Raw genomic sequence first — 17,904 nt, forward strand, 5'->3', positions numbered from 1 at the left:
CCCGTTCTTCCGGTCCGTCCCGCGGTTCGAGCCGGCCTGAACCGGCCCCGCCCCACCGAAACCACGATCGTGCGGCCGAACCGACGGGCGGGGCGAAGCCCTGCCGCCCGGCCGGTTCCGTCGTCCCGGGCGCTCAGTCCAGGTCGAAGCCCGGTTGCCAACGCAGCGCGATGTCCCGGAACGGCGCGTTGGCGTCCAGCTGGCACAGCACCCCGATCGACCCGAACGTCACCCGATGAATCATCAGGTACTGCGGCGGCAACGCCAGGCCGCGGGCGATCTTCGACTCGGGGGACGAGAGATTGGTCATCCGGGAAGCCTGCTGCTGCATCCACTCCCTGGTGAAGTGAAAGGTCTTGTGCCGCAGCGGTTCGACGAACGGCGCGACGTAGTCCATCAGCTCGACCGGGTCGGGATCGAAACCCGCAGGCACGAACCCCTCGCGGCGCAGCAGGGTCAGCACCTCGTCCGCCCTGCGGTCCAGCGCCAGCTGCGACACCTGGCCGATCACCGGCGGGGAACCGTCCGGCAGCTCGGCCACCGACCCGAAGTCGATCACCCCGAGCCGCCCGTCCGGGGTCAGCAGGTAGTTGCCGGGGTGCGGGTCGGAGTGCAGCAGGCCGACCCTGGCCGGCGCGGAGAAGTGCAGCTCGGTGAGGAGCCGACCGGCACGGTTGCGTTGTTCGGCGCTGCCCGCGTCGATCACCGAGGCCAGACCCTGGCCGTGCACCCACTCCGACACCAGCACCTTGGGGGCGCTGGCGACCACGCGCGGCACATAGATCTGCTCGTCGCCGGCGAACTCGGCGGCAAACGCCCGCTGGTGGTCGGCCTCGCGGCGATAGTCGAGCTCTTCCAGTAGTCGGTCGCGCATCTCGTCGAGCAACGGCCGGACCGCCACCCCCGGCACCAGCAGCCCGAAGATCGGCGCGACTCTGGTCAGCTGGTTCAGATCGGAGCGGAGCGCGGCGTCGGCCCGTGGGTACTGCACCTTGACGGCGACCTCGCGACCGTCCTTCCACACCCCGCGGTGCACCTGGCCGATGCTGGCGGCGGCGGCCGCGACGTCGTCGAACTCGGCGAAATGCTCCCGCCAACCGGCGCCGAGCTGCTCGGCAAGTACCCGGTGCACGCGCTCGGTTTCCATCGGCGGGGCGGCGTTCTGCAGCTTGCGCAGGGCCTGCCGGTACGGTTCGGCGTACTCGTCCGGGATGGCTGCCTCGTAGACCGACAGGGCCTGGCCGAACTTCATGGCGCCACCCTTGAGGGTGCCGAGCACCTCGAACAGCTGCTCGGCGGTGCGGCGCTGCAGGTCAGCGCTGATCTCGGCCCGATCGGCCCCGAGCAGCCGCTGTCCCCAGCCCATCGTCATCCGACCGGCGGCGCTCAGCGGGAGACTGGCCAGCTTGGCGGTGCGCCCGATCGCACCCTTGGGAATCTCCGACACCCTGCCAGTCTTCCAGTTGGCTTCCGGCGGCGGGACCGACTTTCGGCTAACAGGCGCCACTGCGGCTGGCCGGCGCCGGGCTCGACGGGCTGCTGAGCGCGCGCCGCACGGGGTGCCGGGGCCGCTGCCGGGTGGCCGGGGGACGTCAGCGGGCGCAGCTGCACTGCGGGTGCCGCTGCCAGCTCCGGCGCCGAACCTGACTGAGCACATCCCACTCGAACGTGCCGTCGATGGCTCCCGGCGGCCCAACACCTTCGACGAGTTCCAGTGCCTGGCCCGCGGCGAGCACGGCCGCGGCCGTCGCCAAGACCACCGGCGGGGCCACCGGCTGCTCGTGGATGGCGCGCCGCACCAGCGGCCACTGCGGATCGGCGTCGACCCTGGCAAGCTCCGCGCACCACAGGCAACTCGACAGTCCGGGCAGCACCAGCGGACCGACCACCGCGCCCGAGGCGCCGGCCCACGCCGCCAGGTGCGGCGTTCCGGCGTCGACCAGCGGCTTGGCGTCGGTGGCGTCCGGCGGGCCATCGCCGGCGAGAACCACCAGCGACGTCGGCTGGTGCGTCGGAATCGGATACACCCGCGTGTACTCGGAAATGGATGCCAGCCGCTCCGCCAGCCGTTGCCTGTCGTCGCCGGGGCCGGCCGGCGGTGGGATCGGCGGCAGCACGTCTTCGGCGCGGACGTCGCGCACCGGTGCCTGGTACACGTGCCCGACCCCGGCGGCGACCAAGAGCGCGGCCAGCTGGCTGGCGACCGGGCCGCTGCCGCGCACCTCGATCGAGGCGTCGGCGCGGCGGATCGCCATCAGCTCGGCCCGATCGGCCCCGTACCGATGAGCCAGCCCGGACTGTTCGGCCGGTGCGGCGACCGTCGCGGCTCGATCGGAGACCCTGGCGAGCATGCCGAGATCGATCAGGCGACGGGCGATCTCGTCGACGTCCGGCTCCGCGATCCCGGGCTCAGCGACGCCAGGCTCAGCACCCGGTGCCGGGAGACCGGCGGCGTTGGCGCCTCGCGGTGCGCTGCCGGGCTCGGTGTCGGATTGCTCGGTCTTGGTGGTCCAGGTGCGCAGCACGGCGCCGAGGTGCTCGCCCGGTCCGTCCAGGATGACGCGGCGCGGGTGCTCGGTCCCTATCTGCCACTGACCGACCGAGCGGGCGAACACTCGGATACCGGGGCCGAGCCGGAGCCGCGCGTCGGTCTCGGCGTTCTTGGCGGTCTCGGTGGTCTTGGTGGTCTCGGTGTTGTCGGCGGTCTCGGCGTCAATCCGGCTGTCGATCGCCGGACCGGACCGATCAGCGGCGGCCAGGTTGCCGCTGCCGGACCCGGCGTCGTTGTCGTTGCCGTTCGCCGGCGGCGTCGGGGCGCCGTTGGCCGCACCGGTCGCGGCGGACTGTGTCGGTGCTGCCATCGCGCCTCCTCGTTCCGGACTTCAACGCCGGTTGCCGCGGCGGATATCCAGCCTGGCACCGGCGGCCGAGGCGCTCGGTAGTTGTCCACAGGTCGGTGCAGACCCACTGATGTCGCGAATCCGGGTCCAGTGGCGTCGTCGGTGCCGTTTTCGGATCCGAACAGGCCACTGGACCCGGATTGGCGACATGGCCGGGGTCGGCGCGGCGAAAGGTGTACCGGAACTGCGCAGCGGTGGGGCGACAAGCGGGGGCCGGCGGCGATGCGACATGCGCGCAGATGTCAGGGGCGCCGATGCCAAGCGCGCACAGACGACGGCGCCGACACTCCGCGGGGGAGTGCCGGCGCCGGTTCGACCTTCGGGTGGCTGTCAGGCCTTGCCGAGGATGCGGTTCATCTTGGTGCCGCAGACCGGGCAGATGCCCTTCGCCATGCGACGGCCGTTGGTCTCGGAGACCTCGCCCTCGAAGTCTCGCTTTTCCTTGCACTTGACGCAGTAGCCGTTGTAGGTCTCAGCCATGGTGTTTCCTTTCCGCTGGTATTCCGCAGTTGTCCCGCGAGCGTGAGGTCCCCGCAGCGTGCGCTGCTGAGAATCGACGCTCACGCTACCGCTCCGCACGGACGCTGCCACACGACGTGCCGCGTGCTGAGCACAAATAACCGTACATATCCGACAAAAAGTACAGAATCAGGCGGTTTGATCGGATCTTGCACGCTGCGAGCGAACGCGCACCGCGCTCACGCACCCCCGTTCGAGCACGCTCCGAGCGCTGGCCGAGCGCCGACCAAGCGCGGACCGAGCGCCGAGCGAGGTCCGGCTGAGCGCCGAGCGAGCGTCGAGCGAGCGCGGATTCGCCGACGCCGTGCACACGTGCCGGCGTCCGGAGTGGGCTGCCGCGTGCCCACGGCTGGGAGTCCTCGACCTGACCGCACGGCCGCTCGGCGCCCCGCAGCGCCCGGTGCGGTGGCACCCGGTCGGCGGCGGCTGACAGGATCGTCAACATGAACGTGACTGAGCGCTACCTCGCCGCTGACGACCGCTACTCCGACGACCGGGACGGTGCCATGCGCTACCGACGGTGCGGCAACAGCGGGCTGAAGCTGCCGGAGGTCTCGTTGGGGCTGTGGCAGAACTTCGGTGACGTCAACCCGTTGGACACCCAGCGTGCGGTGCTGCGCGCCGCGTTCGACGCCGGGGTGACGCACTTCGACCTGGCCAACAACTACGGACCGCCGTACGGCAGTGCCGAGACCAACTTCGGCCGGATCTACAGCGAGGATTTCCGCCCGTACCGCAACGAACTGGTGATCTCCAGCAAGGCCGGCTACGACATGTGGCCGGGCCCGTACGGCGAGTGGGGCAGCCGGAAGTACCTGCTGAACAGCCTCGACGATTCGCTGCGGCGGATGCGGCTCGATTACGTCGACATCTTCTACTCGCACCGCCCCGATCCCCAGACGCCGCTGGAAGAAACGATGGGTGCGCTGCACACCGCCGTGCAGTCGGGCCGGGCGCTGTACGCGGGCATCTCGTCGTACTCGCCGCAGCAGACAGCGGCGGCGGCCGATATCCTCGCCGATCTCGGCACCCCGCTGCTGATCCACCAACCGTCGTACTCGCTGCTCAACCGCTGGATCGAAGACGGGTTGCTCGATGTGTTGGGCGAGCGCGGCATCGGTTGCATCGTCTTCTCGCCGCTGGCCCAGGGCATGCTGACCGACCGATACCTGGACGGGGTGCCGGCCGACTCGAGGGCGGCCCGGGACGGATCGCTCAGTCGTGACCGGCTGACCGACGAGGTGCGCGAGCAGCTGCGGGCGCTGAACCAGATCGCCCTGGACCGGGGCCAGACGCTGGCGCAGCTGGCGCTGGCGTGGGCGCTGCGCGACCCGCGGGTGACCAGTGTGCTGGTCGGGGCCAGCTCGGTGCGGCAGCTGCAGGACAATCTCGGCGCGTTGAACAGCCCGGACTTCTCCGATGACGAACTCGCCGTGCTCGGTGAGCACGCCGCGGCCACCGGGTTGGACCCGGCCCGGCCGGCCGGAAGCTGACGCTCGCCGCGGCAGGGAGGCCGGTGCTGGGTGGCTCGCACAGCAGCTCGGTGGCGCACCGGGTCACAGCAGGTCAGTGGCACAGCAGGTCAGTGGCACAGCGGGTCGGTGGCAGAGCAGGTCAGTGACCCGGCAGGTCAGTGGCAGAGCAGGTCAGTGACCCGGCAGGTCAGCGGCAGAGCAGGTCAGTGGCACAGCAGGTCAGTGGCACAGCAGGTCAGTGGTGCGGTGCTGACCCGCCCGGCTGGTCGCCCTGATCGGGTTCGTCCCGGTCCGGACGCCCGCTGTTGTCCTGACCTTCGCTGTTGTCCGGACGTTCGTCACCGTCCTGACGTTCGCTGTTGTCCTGGCCTTCGCCACCGTGCTGACGTTCGTCGGAGGGCTCGCTGTGCTCGGCGCGCTCGCCGTTGTCCGGGAGCTTGTCTGCGTGCTCACCCGCATCGGCTCCGGTCTGCGCCGGGCCCGGATCGCTTGCGCTGTCCAGCTTTTCGAGGTCCTCGATGGTCTGCACGTCGTCGAGACCGGCGAGCAGTTCGCTGAACTGCTTGTCCCGCTGCAGGAATCCCTCGGGATCGTCAAGGTCGGCCGAACTCGGCAGCAGATCGGGATCGCCCCACAGCGCGTCCCTGGCCTGGGCGTCGCGGCTGTCGGCAACGCTCTTCCACAGCTGTGCGGCGGCGCGCAGCCGGCGCGGGCGCATCTGCAGCCCGATCAGGTTGGCGAAGGCTTGCTCCGCCGGGCCGCCGGAGGCGCGGCGCCGCCGCATGGTCTCCTGCAGCGCGGCCGCGCCGGGCAGCCGATCGCCGACCGCATCGGTGACGACGGTGTCCACCCAGCCCTCGACCAGCGCCAGCAGGGTCTCGAGGTTCCGCAGGGTGGACTCCTGGCCGGGGGTGATCTTCGGCTCGAGCAGGCCGGCCGACTCACCCTGCCCTGACAGCAACTCGTTGATCGCCGCCGGATTGCTCGGATCGAACTGTCCCGCAAGGTTTTCGATCTCGGAGAAGTCGACGGTGATGCCGGCCGCGTAGGCCGCAACCAGATCGATCACCCGCTGGCGCAGCCACGGTGCGGCCGCATAGAGCCGGTGATGGGCGGCCTCGCGCAGCGCCAGGTACAGCCGCACCTGGTCCTCGTCCAACCCGAGGCCCTGACCGAACTCGGCGACGGCCGTCGGTAGCAGCGCGGCGGTGCCGTCGGGGCCGAGCGGAATCCCGATGTCGGTGGAGGTGAGGACCTCGGTGCTCAGCTTGGCGAGCCCCTGGCCCAGTTGGGTGCCGAACGTCATGCCACCCATCGACTGCATCATCCCCAGCATCGGCCCGACCTGCGCGGCCAGCTCCTGCGGCAGCGCGTCGGTCCATGACGACGACACCCGCTCGGCAATCGGGGTGCACAGCAGCTTCCAGGTCGGCATGGTCTGCTGCACCCACTGCCGCGGGTTCCACGCGGTGACGGTGCGCTCGCCCGCCGGGAACCCGGTGACGCCGTCCAGCCACACCTCGGCCAGCCGGATCGCGTCACGCACCTTGTCGACATCGACCGAACTTGCCGGGTGCATGGCGGGAAGCCCTTGCAGGGCAACCTTTTCGGCCATCTCGTAGTTGACAGGGCCGGCCTGTCCCGACGCTCCGGCCTGCGACATCATCTGACCGAGCTGGGAGAACATGTTGCCGAGCTGGTTCAGGTCGAAGCCGCCGGGGCCACCCTGCCCGCCCTGGCCGCCGAAGCCGGGGAAACCGCCGGAGCCGAAGCCGAACGCGGAGAAGGGATCGGAACCGGGCGGCTGACCGGGGCCACCAGGGCCGCCGGCGCCACTCGAACCGCCGGCGCCACTCGAGCCGGAATCGCCCGACCCGGAACCGCCCGACCCGGAACCGCCGGTGCCGTCCGGAGAATCACCGGATCCGCCGGAGCCAGAGTCGTCGGAGTTGAAACCGAACGGCAGATTCGTCATAAGTCCACGGTACGCAGCCCGCTCCGGCGAGCGCGCGCCGACGGTCGTCGGCCCGCGGCAGCGATCGCGCACAGCGAAATCGTCGATCAGGGCCACCCGAGGAGCCACCGGCTCCGCAGCCGACCAACCAGCTGACGGGTCACCGACAACCGCGACCAACCACAGCCGCCGACGGGATCATCCGGCGTAGCCGGCCCCACCCCGACTCGCCCGCCCAGCCAGGCGACATACCCTCGTGCACATGCCTTCGCCGTCCAGGTGGACCACCCGCACTCGTGTTCTCGTCACCGGAGCCGTGGTCGCCCTCGCGCTGGTGGCGGTGGGAGCCCTGGTCCCCGCGCCCTATGTCGGTCTCGGCCCCGGCGTCACCTACAACACCCTGTCCGCCGTCAACGGCCAGGAGGTGATCACCTTCCAGGGCAAGGACATTCCGGCGTCGGTCGACCAGACGTTTCCGGATCAGGGTCACCTCAACATGACCACCATCTCGGTGACCAACGACGACATGACGCTGTTCGAGTCGCTGGGCTGGTGGTTCCGCGGTGACACCGCGCTGGTGCCTCGGGAAGACGTGTATCCGCCTGGCAAGACGGTGCAGCAGGTCAACGAGCTGAACAAGCAGATGTTCACCGAGTCGCGATCGGCCGCGGAACTGGCGGCACTGGAGTATCTGAAATATCCGGAAGCCACCTATGCCGGCAACGTGCTCAACGATGCGCCCAGCGCCGGCAAGCTGCAGCCGCAGGATCGCATCACCACCATCAACGGCAGCAAGGTGACCGATGTCCGGAGTCTTTTGGCCACGCTCAGCAACACCCGTCCCGGCCAGCAGATCAGCGTGGGTGTGGTGCGCGACGACAAACCGGTGACGGTGCGGATCACGCTCGGCAAGCGGCCCAATCCGGAACAGGCCGACCCCGCCGTGCGGAACACCGGCTTTCTCGGGATCGAACCGGTGCAGCGGCCGTACGCGCCGTTCACCGTGAACATCTCGCTGGACCGGATCGGCGGGCCATCGGCCGGTCTGATGTTCACCCTCGGGGTGATCGACAAGCTCACCCCAGGCGACCTCACCTCCGGGCACTTCATCGCGGGCACCGGCGAGATCGATCCGCAACCCGACGGCTCGGCCAAGGTCGGACCGATCGGCGGCATCCTGATGAAGATGATCGCCGCGCGCCGGGCCGGCGCCACCGTTTTCCTGGTACCGGCGGCCAACTGCCAGGAAGCGCTGACCAGGGTGCCGGAAGGGCTGGAGCTGGTGCGGGTCGGCACCCTGACCGACGCGATGACGGCGATGGACCAACTGGGCAAGGGCCAGACTCCCCGGGGTTGTTGACGTTTCCCGCGGGTGACGGTCCCTGCAGGCGTTCGTCACCCGCACGCCGCGGGCCGGCCCCGGACGGCCGGGGAACCAATCCGGCGCCTCTACAGTTGACCGGACATAGCCTTGACGGCCCGTGCCGTCGCAGAGCTTCGCGCTGTCGGGTGAGCGCCACCGGTGCCAGCTGCGGGAAGCCGCCGAATGGGCAGTGCAGTAACAGCTGAGTGAGGAGCGTCTGGCGTGGGCATGCGGCCCGGGGTCGGCTTGCCGACCATGTCTAAGCGAGCCAAGCGGGTACTGATCGCGGTAGTCGCGCTGATCGTGCTGGTCTTCTTGTGGTTCCAGTTCGCGCGGTACTACGTCGACCTGTTGTGGTTCCGGGAAGTGGGCTTTGCCAGGGTGTTCACCACCCAGCTGCTCAGCCGGTTGGTGATGTTCGTTATTGCCGCGGTGCTCGGTGGCGGGCTGGCGTTCCTTGCGATGATGTTCGCCTACCGGTCGCGCCCGGTGTTCGTGCCGTCCGGTCCGAGCAACGACCCGCTGGCGCCGTACCGCACCGCGATTGCCAGCCGGCCGCGGCTGATCTCGATCGCTGCTGCCGTGGTGATCGGCATCATCTGCGGCCTTGCGATGCAGGGGCAGTGGACCACCGTCCAGCTGTTCCTGCACGGCGGTTCGTTCGGTCAGACCGACCCACAGTTCGGGCACGACGTCGGCTTCTACGTCTTCAAGCTGCCGATGATCGAGCTGGTGCTGACCAGCCTGTTCATCATCACGGCGATCTGCTTCGTGCTGGTGCTGGCAATCCAGTACATCTTCGGCGGCATCCGCTTGCAGGGACCCGGTCGCAGGGTGACCTCCGCCGCCACCCTGCAGCTGTCGCTGCTGGTCGGGTTCTTCGTGCTGGTGAAGGCGGTGCAGTACTGGTTCGACCGGTACACCCTGCTGTTCTCGAATCGTGGCGGCATCTTCACCGGTGCGTCGTACACCGACGTCAACGCGGTGCTCCCCGCGAAGATCATCCTGATGGTGATCGCGGTGATCTGTGCCGGCGGTTTCATCGTCGGAGCGGTGCTGCGCTCGGTCAAACTGCCGGCGATCGCGCTGGCGCTGATGGTGCTCTCCAGCGTGCTGATCGGTGGTCTGTGGCCGTTGATCCTGCAGCAGGTGGTGGTGAAACCCAGTGCATCGCAACGTGAACCGATGTACATCCAGCGCAGCATCGAAGCCACCCAGGCGGCCTACGGCATCGGCTCCGACACCGTCACCACCAAGCCCTACAACGACGTCGTCTCCAGCGACCCGCAGGTGATCAGGGCGATGGCGGACGACACCGCGACCGTCCCCAACGCGCGGCTGCTCGACCCGAACCTGCTGTCGCCGACGTTCACCCAGCGGGAGCAGCTGGAGAACTTCTACGGCTTCCCGTCCCGACTGGCCGTCGACCGCTACGAGGTCGACGGCAAGACCCAGGACTTCGTGGTCGCGGCGCGAGAGATCAACCCGAATGCGCTCGCCGAGAACCAGAAGAACTGGATCAACGAGCACATGACCTACACCCACGGCAACGGTTTCGTGGCCGCACCGGCCAACACCGTTGTCGCCGGGTTGCCGGAGTTCACGGTCTCCGACATCGACAACAAGGGCACCATCCCAGTCGACCAGCCGCGTGTCTACTTCGGCCAGCTGGGCAGCGACTACGCCATCGTCGGCGCACCTGAGGGCACAGCGCCGCAGGAGTACGACACGTCCACCCAGCGCTACACCTACGACGGCAAGGCCGGTATCGGGGTCGGAAACCTGTTCCGCCGCTTGGTGTTCGCCAGCTATTACGGCGAGCCGAACTTCTTGTTCTCGTCGCTGATCAACGACCAGTCCAAGGTGCTGCAGACCCGTCAGGTCCGTGACCGGGTGGCCAAGGCCGCTCCGTTCCTGACCATCGACACCAACCCGTACCCGGCGGTGATCAACGGGCGCATCACCTTCATCGTCGACGCCTACACCACTGCGGGCAATTACCCGTACGCCCAGCAGATGTCGCTGGCCGACGCCACCCGCAACTCGCAGTCGGCGCAGGGCGCCACCGCGCGGCAGGTCGAGACCAACGTCAGCTACGTCCGGAACTCGGTAAAGGCGACCGTCGACGCCTACGACGGGACGGTGACGCTGTACCGGGTGGATCAAAACGATCCAGATCCGATGTTGAACGCCTGGGACAAGGTGTTCCCCGGGCTGCTGCAGCCGGACAGCGCGGTGACTGAGGATCTGCGTTCCCACTTCCGGTATCCGCAAGATCTGTTCGAGGTGCAGCGCGAACTGCTGGCCAAGTATCACGTGGCCGACGGCACCCAGTTCTTCAACTCGGGCAACTTCTGGAAGGTGCCGGACGATCCGACCGAGCAGAGCGTCGAGGCGGCGCAACCGCCCTACTATCTGCAGGTCAGCCAGCCGGGGGAGGACGAGCCGCGGTTCGAGCTGACCACGGCGATGACGGGCTTCGAGCGTGATCTGATGGCGGCCTACATCTCCGCCAACAGCGACCCGGAGAACTACGGGAAGATCAACGTGCTGACCTTCCCGACGTCGACCCAGACGCCTGGGCCGAAACTGGTGCAGCAGTTGTTCAATCAGGACGACGACATCTCCAACTGGATTACCACGCGTACCCGTGGCGGCAGCAACCGGGCGCTGTTCGGCAACCTGCTGACGCTGCCGACCTCGCAGGGGCTGATGTACATCGAGCCGTTCTATCTGCAGGCCAACTCGGAGAGCTCGTACCCGACGTTCAGCCAGGTGTTCGTGTGGTTCGGGGGCCGGGTCGGCATGGGATCGACGTTGGCGCAAGCACTCTCGAATGCCGCCACCAAGAACCCGGCGTCGGTCGAGGCAGCCGAGAACGCGGTGAACAGCGGGCAGACCGGTGCCCCGTCCAGCGGCAGCCAGCCGCCGTCATCGGACGCCGCGCAGGTGCCGTCCCCGACCGAGGCAACGGTCACCTCACCGACCGGCGAGATCACCGTGCCGCCGGCCGACGAAGCCGCCGCCGTGGAGCAGATGAACGCCGCGCTGGCCGAACTGGAAGCGGCGAAAAAGAGCCAGGACCTGGCCAAGATCGGCGCCGCCAACTCCAAGCTGGAGCAGGCCGTGCAGAACTACCTGCGCGTCGCCAAGCCGGCCGGCGCGGCCGCGACCAGCTCGGCGCCGCCTAGCTCGGGCGGCTGAGCCCACCGATCCGGCCAGCACAACCGTTCCGGTACATCACAACCGCTGCAGCATGCTGGAACGGTTGTGACGTACAGGAACGGTTGTGATCGCGAAACTGCCTGGTTGCGGGGCGGAGGCGCCCCCCGGCGCGGCAGCTGAGCGGGGCGCGGCGGCTGAGCCGGGCGCGGCGGCGTGCCGCGCGCGGTGGCGTGCCCCGGCGGGCGGTGCGGATTTGACCTGCCTGCCTGCCCGGCCGGCTTCGGCTCGGCTCGGCTTTAGGCCGGACTGGGGAGAAGAATCTGCGGCTCGATGCGCGTTGTGCCTGGTCGACCTGGGCGAACGCGAGTCGAGCCGCACATTTTTCGAGCGAGTTGGCCTCGTGCGGTGGGAACGCCACCGAGGGTCGCTGAGGGAGTGCGACCCATTGCCGGGAACGACGGAACCGCCGCCCGGGGCCGCGACCAGCTCGGCGCCGCCTAGCTCGGGCGGCTGAGCGCACCGATCCGGCCAACACAACCGTTCCGGTACATCACAACCGCTGCAGCATGCTGGAACGGTTGTGCCGTTCCGGAACGGTTGTGATCGCGAAAACTGCCTGGTTGCGGGGCGCCGTGTCGGGCAGCGCCGCGTCGAACAAACCGTGTCGGGCAGCGCCGCGTCGAACAAACCGTGTCGGGCAGCGCCGCGTGGGAGGGCACCGTCGGACCGTGCAGTCTTGAACAGCGCCGCGTCGAATAGTGCTGTTGAACGGCGCCGAGTCCGGACGGCAGTCCGCGAAGCAACCCTTGCGCAGGTGCACCGGCCGCCACCCGGCCCACCGAGTCCACCAGGCCCACCAAAGAAAATAGGCCGGACCTGCACGATGCAGGTCCGGCCTATTCCGATGTCAAGCGACATCACTTTGTAGCGGGGACAGGATTCGAACCTGCGACCTCTGGGTTATGAGCCCAGCGAGCTACCGAGCTGCTCCACCCCGCGTCGGTAACTCCACTGTAGCAACCAGGTGAACGGCAACCAAATCGCCGGGTGGCTCCGGTGGTCGGAGCCGACGGCGAAGCCCGCAACCCCCTTTACGTAATCGATTTCCGGCCGATACGGTTGACCCGATCCGGAGCCGGCCCCGGTTCGGCCGCTGGTCGCCCGCTGGTCGGCTTCGGTCGCCGCAACACCGCGGCTGCGGCTCAGCTGTGCACCGCATCTGCGCATGCAGCACCTGCACGCCGCAACACCTGCACACTTCAACACCCGCACACCGCAACCGAACTGATCGAAGGAGATCAGCGTGACCAACTCCCCGCTCCTGCCTGGCCTTGGCGATCTGGCGCTGCTGTCGTCGGCGCAGACCTGGTCCATCAGCCCGGAGAACTTCGACGGCAGCAAGGGTGGTGGTGCCAAGGCCACCGACGGCACCGGCGCGCAGTGCGCGCGTGATCTCGGACAGGGCTGGAAGGTCTCGCCCAGCGTTGAGATCGAACCGGGGGAGACCTTCGAGCTGGCCAACATCCCGGGCGCCGGCGTCATCACCCACATCTGGGCCACCACCCACCGCAACAACTGGCGGCGGTTGATCCTGCGCGCCTACTGGGACGGCGCCGATACCCCCGCCGTCGAGACGCCGTACGGCGACTTCTTCGGGTCGGGCTGGGGCGAGTTCGCGCAGCTCAGCTCGCAGATGGTGGCGGCAAACCCGAACGGCGGATTCAACTCGTACTGGCCCATGCCGTTCACCGACGGCGCCAGGTTGACGCTGGAGAACCGGTCCGCCGAGAAGGTTGTTGTGTACTACCAGATCACCTACGAGACCGGCCGCGAGCTGACCGGCGCCGGCTACTTCCACGCACAGTTCCACCGCTCGAACCCGTTGCCCTACAAGCAGACCCACCCAATCATCGACACGGTGTCCGGACACGGGAAGTACGTTGGCACCTACCTCGCCTGGGGAGTGAACAACACCGGCTGGTGGGGCGAGGGTGAGATCAAGTTCTATCTCGACGGCGACACCGACTTTCCCACCATCGCCGGCACCGGTACCGAGGACTACATCGGCGGTGCATGGAACTTCGACGTGCCAGGGCGCGGTTACGTCGAGTTCTCCACGCCGTACCTCGGACTGCACCAGGTGATCCGCCCGGACGGGCTGTACTCCAGCCAGCAGCGGTTCGGCATGTACCGCTGGCATGTGGTCGATCCGATCAACTTCCAGCAGGATCTGCGGGTCGACATCCAGGCGCTCGGCTGGCAGACCGGGGGCCGCTACCGTCCGCTCACCGACGACATTTCTTCGGTCGGCTACTTCTATCTCGACGCGCCCAGCGCGAACCTGCCGGAGTTGCCCGAGCAGGATTTCCTCGAGGTGAGCGGGCACCCGGTCGATCCGCAGTAGCCGCCGCCGACGGGGGAGCCGGTGACGGGGCAGCCGGTGGCGTCAGGCCGGCGCGGTGACGCTGGGGTCGGCGAGCACCTCGCGCACCCGGGCGCGGGACTCGTCGGCGAATGCGGGCCAGCTGCGGTGGTAGTGCAGCACCCCGCTGAGACCGATGATCAGCGACCACCCGGCCGCCCTGAGCCAGACGTCGTCGGCCACCCGCAGCTCGTCGCGGTAGCCGGCGCGGGCGGCGGCCGACAGGTCCCAGACCGGCGCGTGCTCTGCGGTGCCGTCGCCGAGAGACAGTGCACCCCAATCGATCACGGCGGTCAGCTCGCCGCCGCGCACGAGCAGGTTGGCCGGCCGCAGGTCGCTGTGCAACCACAGCTGTGCCGACCCGTCGGAGCCGACAGCCGGCAGTGCGTCCGCGGCGGTCAGCACCGCGGCGGCGGCGTCCAGGTCGAGGGTGTCGGCCGCCGCCGGTAGCGCCCGGCAGTCGGTGACGACGCGTCTTGCCCATGCCGGCCGGTCACGGAACGGCTGGCTGCGGTAGAAGTCGAACCCGTCGCAGCGACGCGCGCCGGTGTGATCGGCCTGCCGCAACGCCAGGACGAACCGGGCCAGCGAGCGGCCGAACTCGGCCTGATCGGCTATCTCGGCCAGATCGGCGCTCTCGCCGGGAATCCACGAGTAGACGGCCCACGGATGCGGATAGCCGGCGTTCGGCTCGCCAACGGCTACCGGCGCCGGGACCTGCAGCGGGAGCGCTGGTGCCAGCCGCGGCAACCAGGTGACCTCCTTGTGCAGTGCTTTCGCGGTGACCGGCGTCCGGGGCAGCCGCAGCAGCAAGTCGTCGCCGAGCCGGTACATGACGTTGTCGGTGCCGGCGCCCGCGGGGCCCAGCTCAAGGCCTGCCCACTGCGGAAACTGTTGCGCCACAAGTGTCTTCGCCAGTTGCGGGTCGATCGGCGTCTCGTCGGGGTGCAGGGTCACCCGTCGAGGCTAGAGCGGGCCGGCCGGGTGCCGGCAACTGAGTTTCGGCTGACTAGGCTGTGCTGGTGAGCGGGGAACAACCACCACGCGGATCGTTCGGCGACCGTGGTGTCGGTGCTGCTGAGCCAGGCGAGGCGACGACCAGCACCGAACGGCTGTGGCTCTGCCGCCCTGAGCCCGGCGATCTCGCCGACCTGCATGCGATCTGCAGCGACCCGCGGGTGTGGGAGCACTTCCCGAGCCGGCGGCACACCGACCTGCAACAGACGGAGTCGATGCTGCACCGTTGGCAGGACGGCTGGGCGGCTGATGATCTCGGCGTCTGGACGGTCCGACAACGGCACTCCGACGCCATCATCGGATATGGGGGCTGCTCGGTCCGGCAGCACGCCTTCTGGAACCTCGGGTACCGATTCGCGTTCTCCGCGCAGGGCAACGGCTTTGCCACCGAAGTGGCCAAGGCCGGCGTGGACGCGGCTCGGGCCGTCCGCCCGGAGCTGCCCGTCGTCGCCTACCTGTTGCAGCACAACGCGGCCTCAGCCAGGGTCGCCGAGAAGGTGGGCCTGCGCTTGGTGCACCAAGGTCCGGACGAGGGCAACCCCGACCCGACCGCGATCCGCTGCATCTATGCCGACCGCGAACTCACCGAACGCGAGCGCGCCGCCGCACTGCGCTGAGTCGACCAGGGCTGAAACCGACCAGCGCCGGCGAGCGCGACCGGCGTCAGGCGGTGGTGCTGGAGCTTTCGGCGCCGTCAGCGGAGCGGCGCCAACGAATGCCGGCCTCGATGAAGCCGTCGATGTCGCCGTCGAACACCTGGGTGGGGTTGCTGACCTCGAAGTTGGTCCGCAGATCCTTCACCATTTGGTAGGGATGCAGCACGTAGCTGCGCATCTGGTTGCCCCACGAGTTGCCGGCATCCTTCAGCGCGTCCATGGCCGCCTGCTCCTCCTGCCGACGCCGCTCCAGCAGCTTGGCCTGCAGCACCGTCATCGCCGACGCCTTGTTCTGGATCTGGCTGCGCTCGTTCTGGCAGCTCACCACGATGCCGGTGGGCAGGTGGGTGATACGGACCGCGGAGTCGGTGGTGTTCACGCCCTGACCGCCGGGCCCGGACGAGCGGTACACGTCCACCCGGAGGTCCTTGTCCTCGATGTCGACGTGGTCGCTGGTCTCCACCACCGGCGCCACCTCGACGCCGGCGAACGAGGTCTGCCGGCGACCCTGGTTGTCGAACGGCGAGATGCGGACCAGTCGATGGGTGCCCTGTTCCACCGACAGCGTCCCGTAGGCATACGGCGCCTTCACCTGGAAGGTGGTCGACTTGATGCCGGCCTCCTCCGCGTACGAGGTCTCGTACACCTCGGTGGCGTAGCTGTGCCGCTCGGCCCAGCGCAGATACATCCGCTGCAGCATCTCGGCGAAGTCGGCCGCGTCCACCCCGCCGGCCTCGGAGCGGATGGTCACCAGCGCCTCGCGCGGGTCGTATTCACCGCTCAGCAGGGTGCGGACCTCCATGGACTCGACGGCGGTCTCGACCGAGCTGAGCTCGGCCTCGGCTTCGGCGGCCAGCGCCGCGTCACCGCCGTCCTCGGTGGCCAACTCGAACAGCACCTCGAGGTCGTCGATGCGCTGCCGAAGATCCTGCACCCGCTTGAGTTCCGCCTGAGCGTGCGACAGCGCCGACGTGACCCGCTGGGCCTGCTCCTGGTCGTTCCACAGGTCGGGCGCGCTGGCTTGTTCGGAAAGGGTGGCGATCTGCTTCTGCAGGCCAGCAACGTCGGTCACCGCTTCGATGGACGACATGGTTGCGGAGAGCTCAGCGATCTTGGCGGCAACGTCCGGATTCACAACAGGCCAGGCTACCCGCCGCCGCGGGTCGTTCCGGTCGGCGCAGGCCGGGCCAGCGGCGGCCCCACCAGCGCTGGCCAGTCCGCCGCTGTGATAGACCCCGGTCATGGCGAATCCTTCCGAACCTCGTTCCGGCGACCAGCGTTCATCCGGGCCGGCGGCCACAGCGGGCGGCGTTGTTGTGGTCGGGAGCCTGAACGAGGACCTGCGACTGCCGACCCCTGCGGTGCCGCGTGCCGGCGAGACGGTGCTCGGCGGGCCACACAGCTGGGGGATCGGCGGGAAGGGCAACAACCAGGCGGTCGCGGCGGCCCGATTCGACGCCGCCGTCACCATGCTGGGCCGGGTCGGCAACGACGCCGGTGGCCGCCGGATCCGTCAGGTGCTGGACGGCGAAGGGGTCGACACCCAGCACCTGCTGGACGGCGAGCAGCCGACCGGGCTGGCATTGATCATCCTGGAGCCGTCCGGCGAGAACCGGATCATCGTGAGCCCAGGGGCGAACGGAGAGCTCGTTCCGGCGCAGCTGGAGCAGGCGTCGTCGGTGCTGGCCGATGCTGCCGTGGTGCTGGCGCAGCTGGAGATCGATCCGGAGATGGTACTGGCGGCGTTCCGAGCCACGACCGGGACGACCGTGCTGAACGCCGCGCCGGCGCGGCAGGTGAGCGCCGAACTTCTCGCGGCGACCTCGGTGCTGGTGGTGAACGAGGGGGAGCTGGCCGCGCTGGCCGGACGGCCGGATGCGTCGGCGGTAGCGGACGTCGACGCTGTGGTTGCCGCCGCGGCCGGCGTGTCCGGTCCCGATCACATCGTGGTGACGCGTGGCGCGGCCGGGGCCGTCGTCATCGATAGGACCGAAAGCCACCGGACCCGCCCGGACCAGCTGGACCCGGACCAGCCGGACCCTGACCAGCCGGACCCTGACCAGCCCGGTGTTGGCCGGCCCGATCCCGAACGAACCGATGTGCGGCCGCTGGTGATCCCGGCTCCTGCCGTCACGGTGGTCGACACCACCGGCGCCGGCGACTGCTTCTGCGGGGTGCTGGCGGCCGCGCTGTCAGCCGGCGCGGGGATGGCCGATGCCGCCGGGTTGGCCGTCCGGGCGGCATCGATCGCGGCGACCCGGTCGGGTGCGGCCGAAGCGATGCCCTACCGCCGTGAGGTGCCGGCGTCGTCGGCCGGATAGCAGAGAAGGGCTCGGAGCGTCGATACAAGGCCGGATACTCAACCTCACCAGCGACCGCCGACCCTATAGGGGGAGAGTGGACGTCACTATTAGTAACGACGCCGGGGAATGG

At 69.0% G+C, this 17,904-nt stretch carries 12 protein-coding genes and 1 tRNA gene; 6 read left to right on the plus strand and 7 right to left on the minus strand.

Features of this window, described 5'->3' with window-relative positions; genetic code table 11:
* Positions 1 to 133: 133 nt before the first annotated feature.
* From HKD39_RS15385 to HKD39_RS15395, 3 genes are all read right to left on the minus strand, one after another.
* Positions 134 to 1,447, minus strand: a complete 1,314-nt coding sequence (locus HKD39_RS15385) for an AarF/UbiB family protein (RefSeq protein WP_171200770.1) — start codon at positions 1,445 to 1,447, stop codon at positions 134 to 136.
* 145 nt (positions 1,448 to 1,592) lie between these two features.
* Positions 1,593 to 2,861, minus strand: coding sequence for a hypothetical protein (locus HKD39_RS15390; protein ID WP_171200771.1), 1,269 nt, complete (start codon positions 2,859 to 2,861; stop codon positions 1,593 to 1,595).
* A gap of 369 nt (positions 2,862 to 3,230) precedes the next feature.
* Positions 3,231 to 3,380, minus strand: coding sequence for a DUF5679 domain-containing protein (locus HKD39_RS15395; protein ID WP_171200772.1), 150 nt, complete (start codon positions 3,378 to 3,380; stop codon positions 3,231 to 3,233).
* 482 nt (positions 3,381 to 3,862) lie between these two features.
* Between HKD39_RS15395 and mgrA the strand changes: the two genes are divergently transcribed.
* On the plus strand, positions 3,863 to 4,912 hold the full coding sequence (gene mgrA / locus HKD39_RS15400; protein WP_171200773.1) for an L-glyceraldehyde 3-phosphate reductase: 1,050 nt from the start codon (positions 3,863 to 3,865) through the stop codon (positions 4,910 to 4,912).
* Between the two features lie 217 nt (positions 4,913 to 5,129).
* On the opposite strand, the gene HKD39_RS15405 is transcribed toward mgrA, so the two are convergent.
* Positions 5,130 to 6,869 carry a zinc-dependent metalloprotease gene (locus HKD39_RS15405; protein ID WP_212754616.1) on the minus strand — a complete coding sequence of 580 codons (1,740 nt, stop codon included), beginning with the start codon at positions 6,867 to 6,869 and terminating at the stop codon, positions 5,130 to 5,132.
* Between the two features lie 241 nt (positions 6,870 to 7,110).
* On the opposite strand from HKD39_RS15405, the gene HKD39_RS15410 reads away from it, so the two are divergent.
* Together HKD39_RS15410 and HKD39_RS15415 are read left to right on the plus strand one after the other, a co-directional pair.
* Positions 7,111 to 8,208, plus strand: a complete 1,098-nt coding sequence (locus tag HKD39_RS15410) for a YlbL family protein (RefSeq protein ID WP_171200774.1) — start codon at positions 7,111 to 7,113, stop codon at positions 8,206 to 8,208.
* Positions 8,209 to 8,439: 231 nt separating this feature from the next.
* A complete protein-coding gene (locus HKD39_RS15415) occupies positions 8,440 to 11,415 on the plus strand; it encodes a UPF0182 family membrane protein (RefSeq protein WP_212754642.1) in 2,976 nt (991 codons plus the stop codon).
* 886 nt (positions 11,416 to 12,301) lie between these two features.
* On the opposite strand, the gene HKD39_RS15420 is transcribed toward HKD39_RS15415, so the two are convergent.
* Positions 12,302 to 12,375: transfer RNA gene (locus HKD39_RS15420), tRNA-Met, on the minus strand.
* A gap of 304 nt (positions 12,376 to 12,679) precedes the next feature.
* Between HKD39_RS15420 and HKD39_RS15425 the strand changes: the two genes are divergently transcribed.
* Positions 12,680 to 13,780, plus strand: coding sequence for a DUF2961 domain-containing protein (locus tag HKD39_RS15425; RefSeq protein ID WP_171200776.1), 1,101 nt, complete (start codon positions 12,680 to 12,682; stop codon positions 13,778 to 13,780).
* Between the two features lie 42 nt (positions 13,781 to 13,822).
* Here HKD39_RS15425 and HKD39_RS15430 read toward each other — a convergent pair whose 3' ends face one another.
* The gene (locus tag HKD39_RS15430) at positions 13,823 to 14,755 is read right to left on the minus strand and encodes a phosphotransferase (RefSeq protein WP_171200777.1); all 933 of its coding nucleotides are present in this window, start codon (positions 14,753 to 14,755) and stop codon (positions 13,823 to 13,825) included.
* Between the two features lie 65 nt (positions 14,756 to 14,820).
* Between HKD39_RS15430 and HKD39_RS15435 the strand changes: the two genes are divergently transcribed.
* Positions 14,821 to 15,432 carry a GNAT family N-acetyltransferase gene (locus HKD39_RS15435; protein WP_171200778.1) on the plus strand — a complete coding sequence of 204 codons (612 nt, stop codon included), beginning with the start codon at positions 14,821 to 14,823 and terminating at the stop codon, positions 15,430 to 15,432.
* 46 nt (positions 15,433 to 15,478) lie between these two features.
* Here the strand turns inward: HKD39_RS15435 and prfB are convergent, their stop codons facing one another.
* Positions 15,479 to 16,606, minus strand: coding sequence for a peptide chain release factor 2 (gene prfB / locus HKD39_RS15440; protein ID WP_343074744.1), 1,128 nt, complete (start codon positions 16,604 to 16,606; stop codon positions 15,479 to 15,481).
* A 106-nt stretch (positions 16,607 to 16,712) separates the two neighbouring features.
* Between prfB and HKD39_RS15445 the strand changes: the two genes are divergently transcribed.
* The gene (locus tag HKD39_RS15445; RefSeq protein WP_171200780.1) at positions 16,713 to 17,792 is read left to right on the plus strand and encodes a ribokinase; all 1,080 of its coding nucleotides are present in this window, start codon (positions 16,713 to 16,715) and stop codon (positions 17,790 to 17,792) included.
* The last annotated feature ends 112 nt before the right edge of the window (positions 17,793 to 17,904 follow it).

The sequence above is a fragment of the Nakamurella aerolata genome, from assembly GCF_013002705.1.
Lineage (GTDB): Bacteria > Actinomycetota > Actinomycetes > Mycobacteriales > Nakamurellaceae > Nakamurella > Nakamurella aerolata.

What these genes read in the sequence shown, in the direction of transcription:
- HKD39_RS15390 (WP_171200771.1), bottom strand. Translation starts at nt 2,861, where the DNA reads ATGGCAGCACCGACACAGTCCGCCGCGACCGGTGCGGCCAACGGCGCC.
- HKD39_RS15395 (WP_171200772.1), bottom strand. Translation starts at nt 3,380, where the DNA reads ATGGCTGAGACCTACAACGGCTACTGCGTCAAGTGCAAGGAAAAGCGA.
- mgrA (WP_171200773.1), top strand. Translation starts at nt 3,863, where the DNA reads ATGAACGTGACTGAGCGCTACCTCGCCGCTGACGACCGCTACTCCGAC.
- HKD39_RS15405 (WP_212754616.1), bottom strand. Translation starts at nt 6,869, where the DNA reads ATGACGAATCTGCCGTTCGGTTTCAACTCCGACGACTCTGGCTCCGGC.
- HKD39_RS15410 (WP_171200774.1), top strand. Translation starts at nt 7,111, where the DNA reads ATGCCTTCGCCGTCCAGGTGGACCACCCGCACTCGTGTTCTCGTCACC.
- HKD39_RS15415 (WP_212754642.1), top strand. Translation starts at nt 8,440, where the DNA reads ATGCGGCCCGGGGTCGGCTTGCCGACCATGTCTAAGCGAGCCAAGCGG.
- HKD39_RS15445 (WP_171200780.1), top strand. Translation starts at nt 16,713, where the DNA reads ATGGCGAATCCTTCCGAACCTCGTTCCGGCGACCAGCGTTCATCCGGG.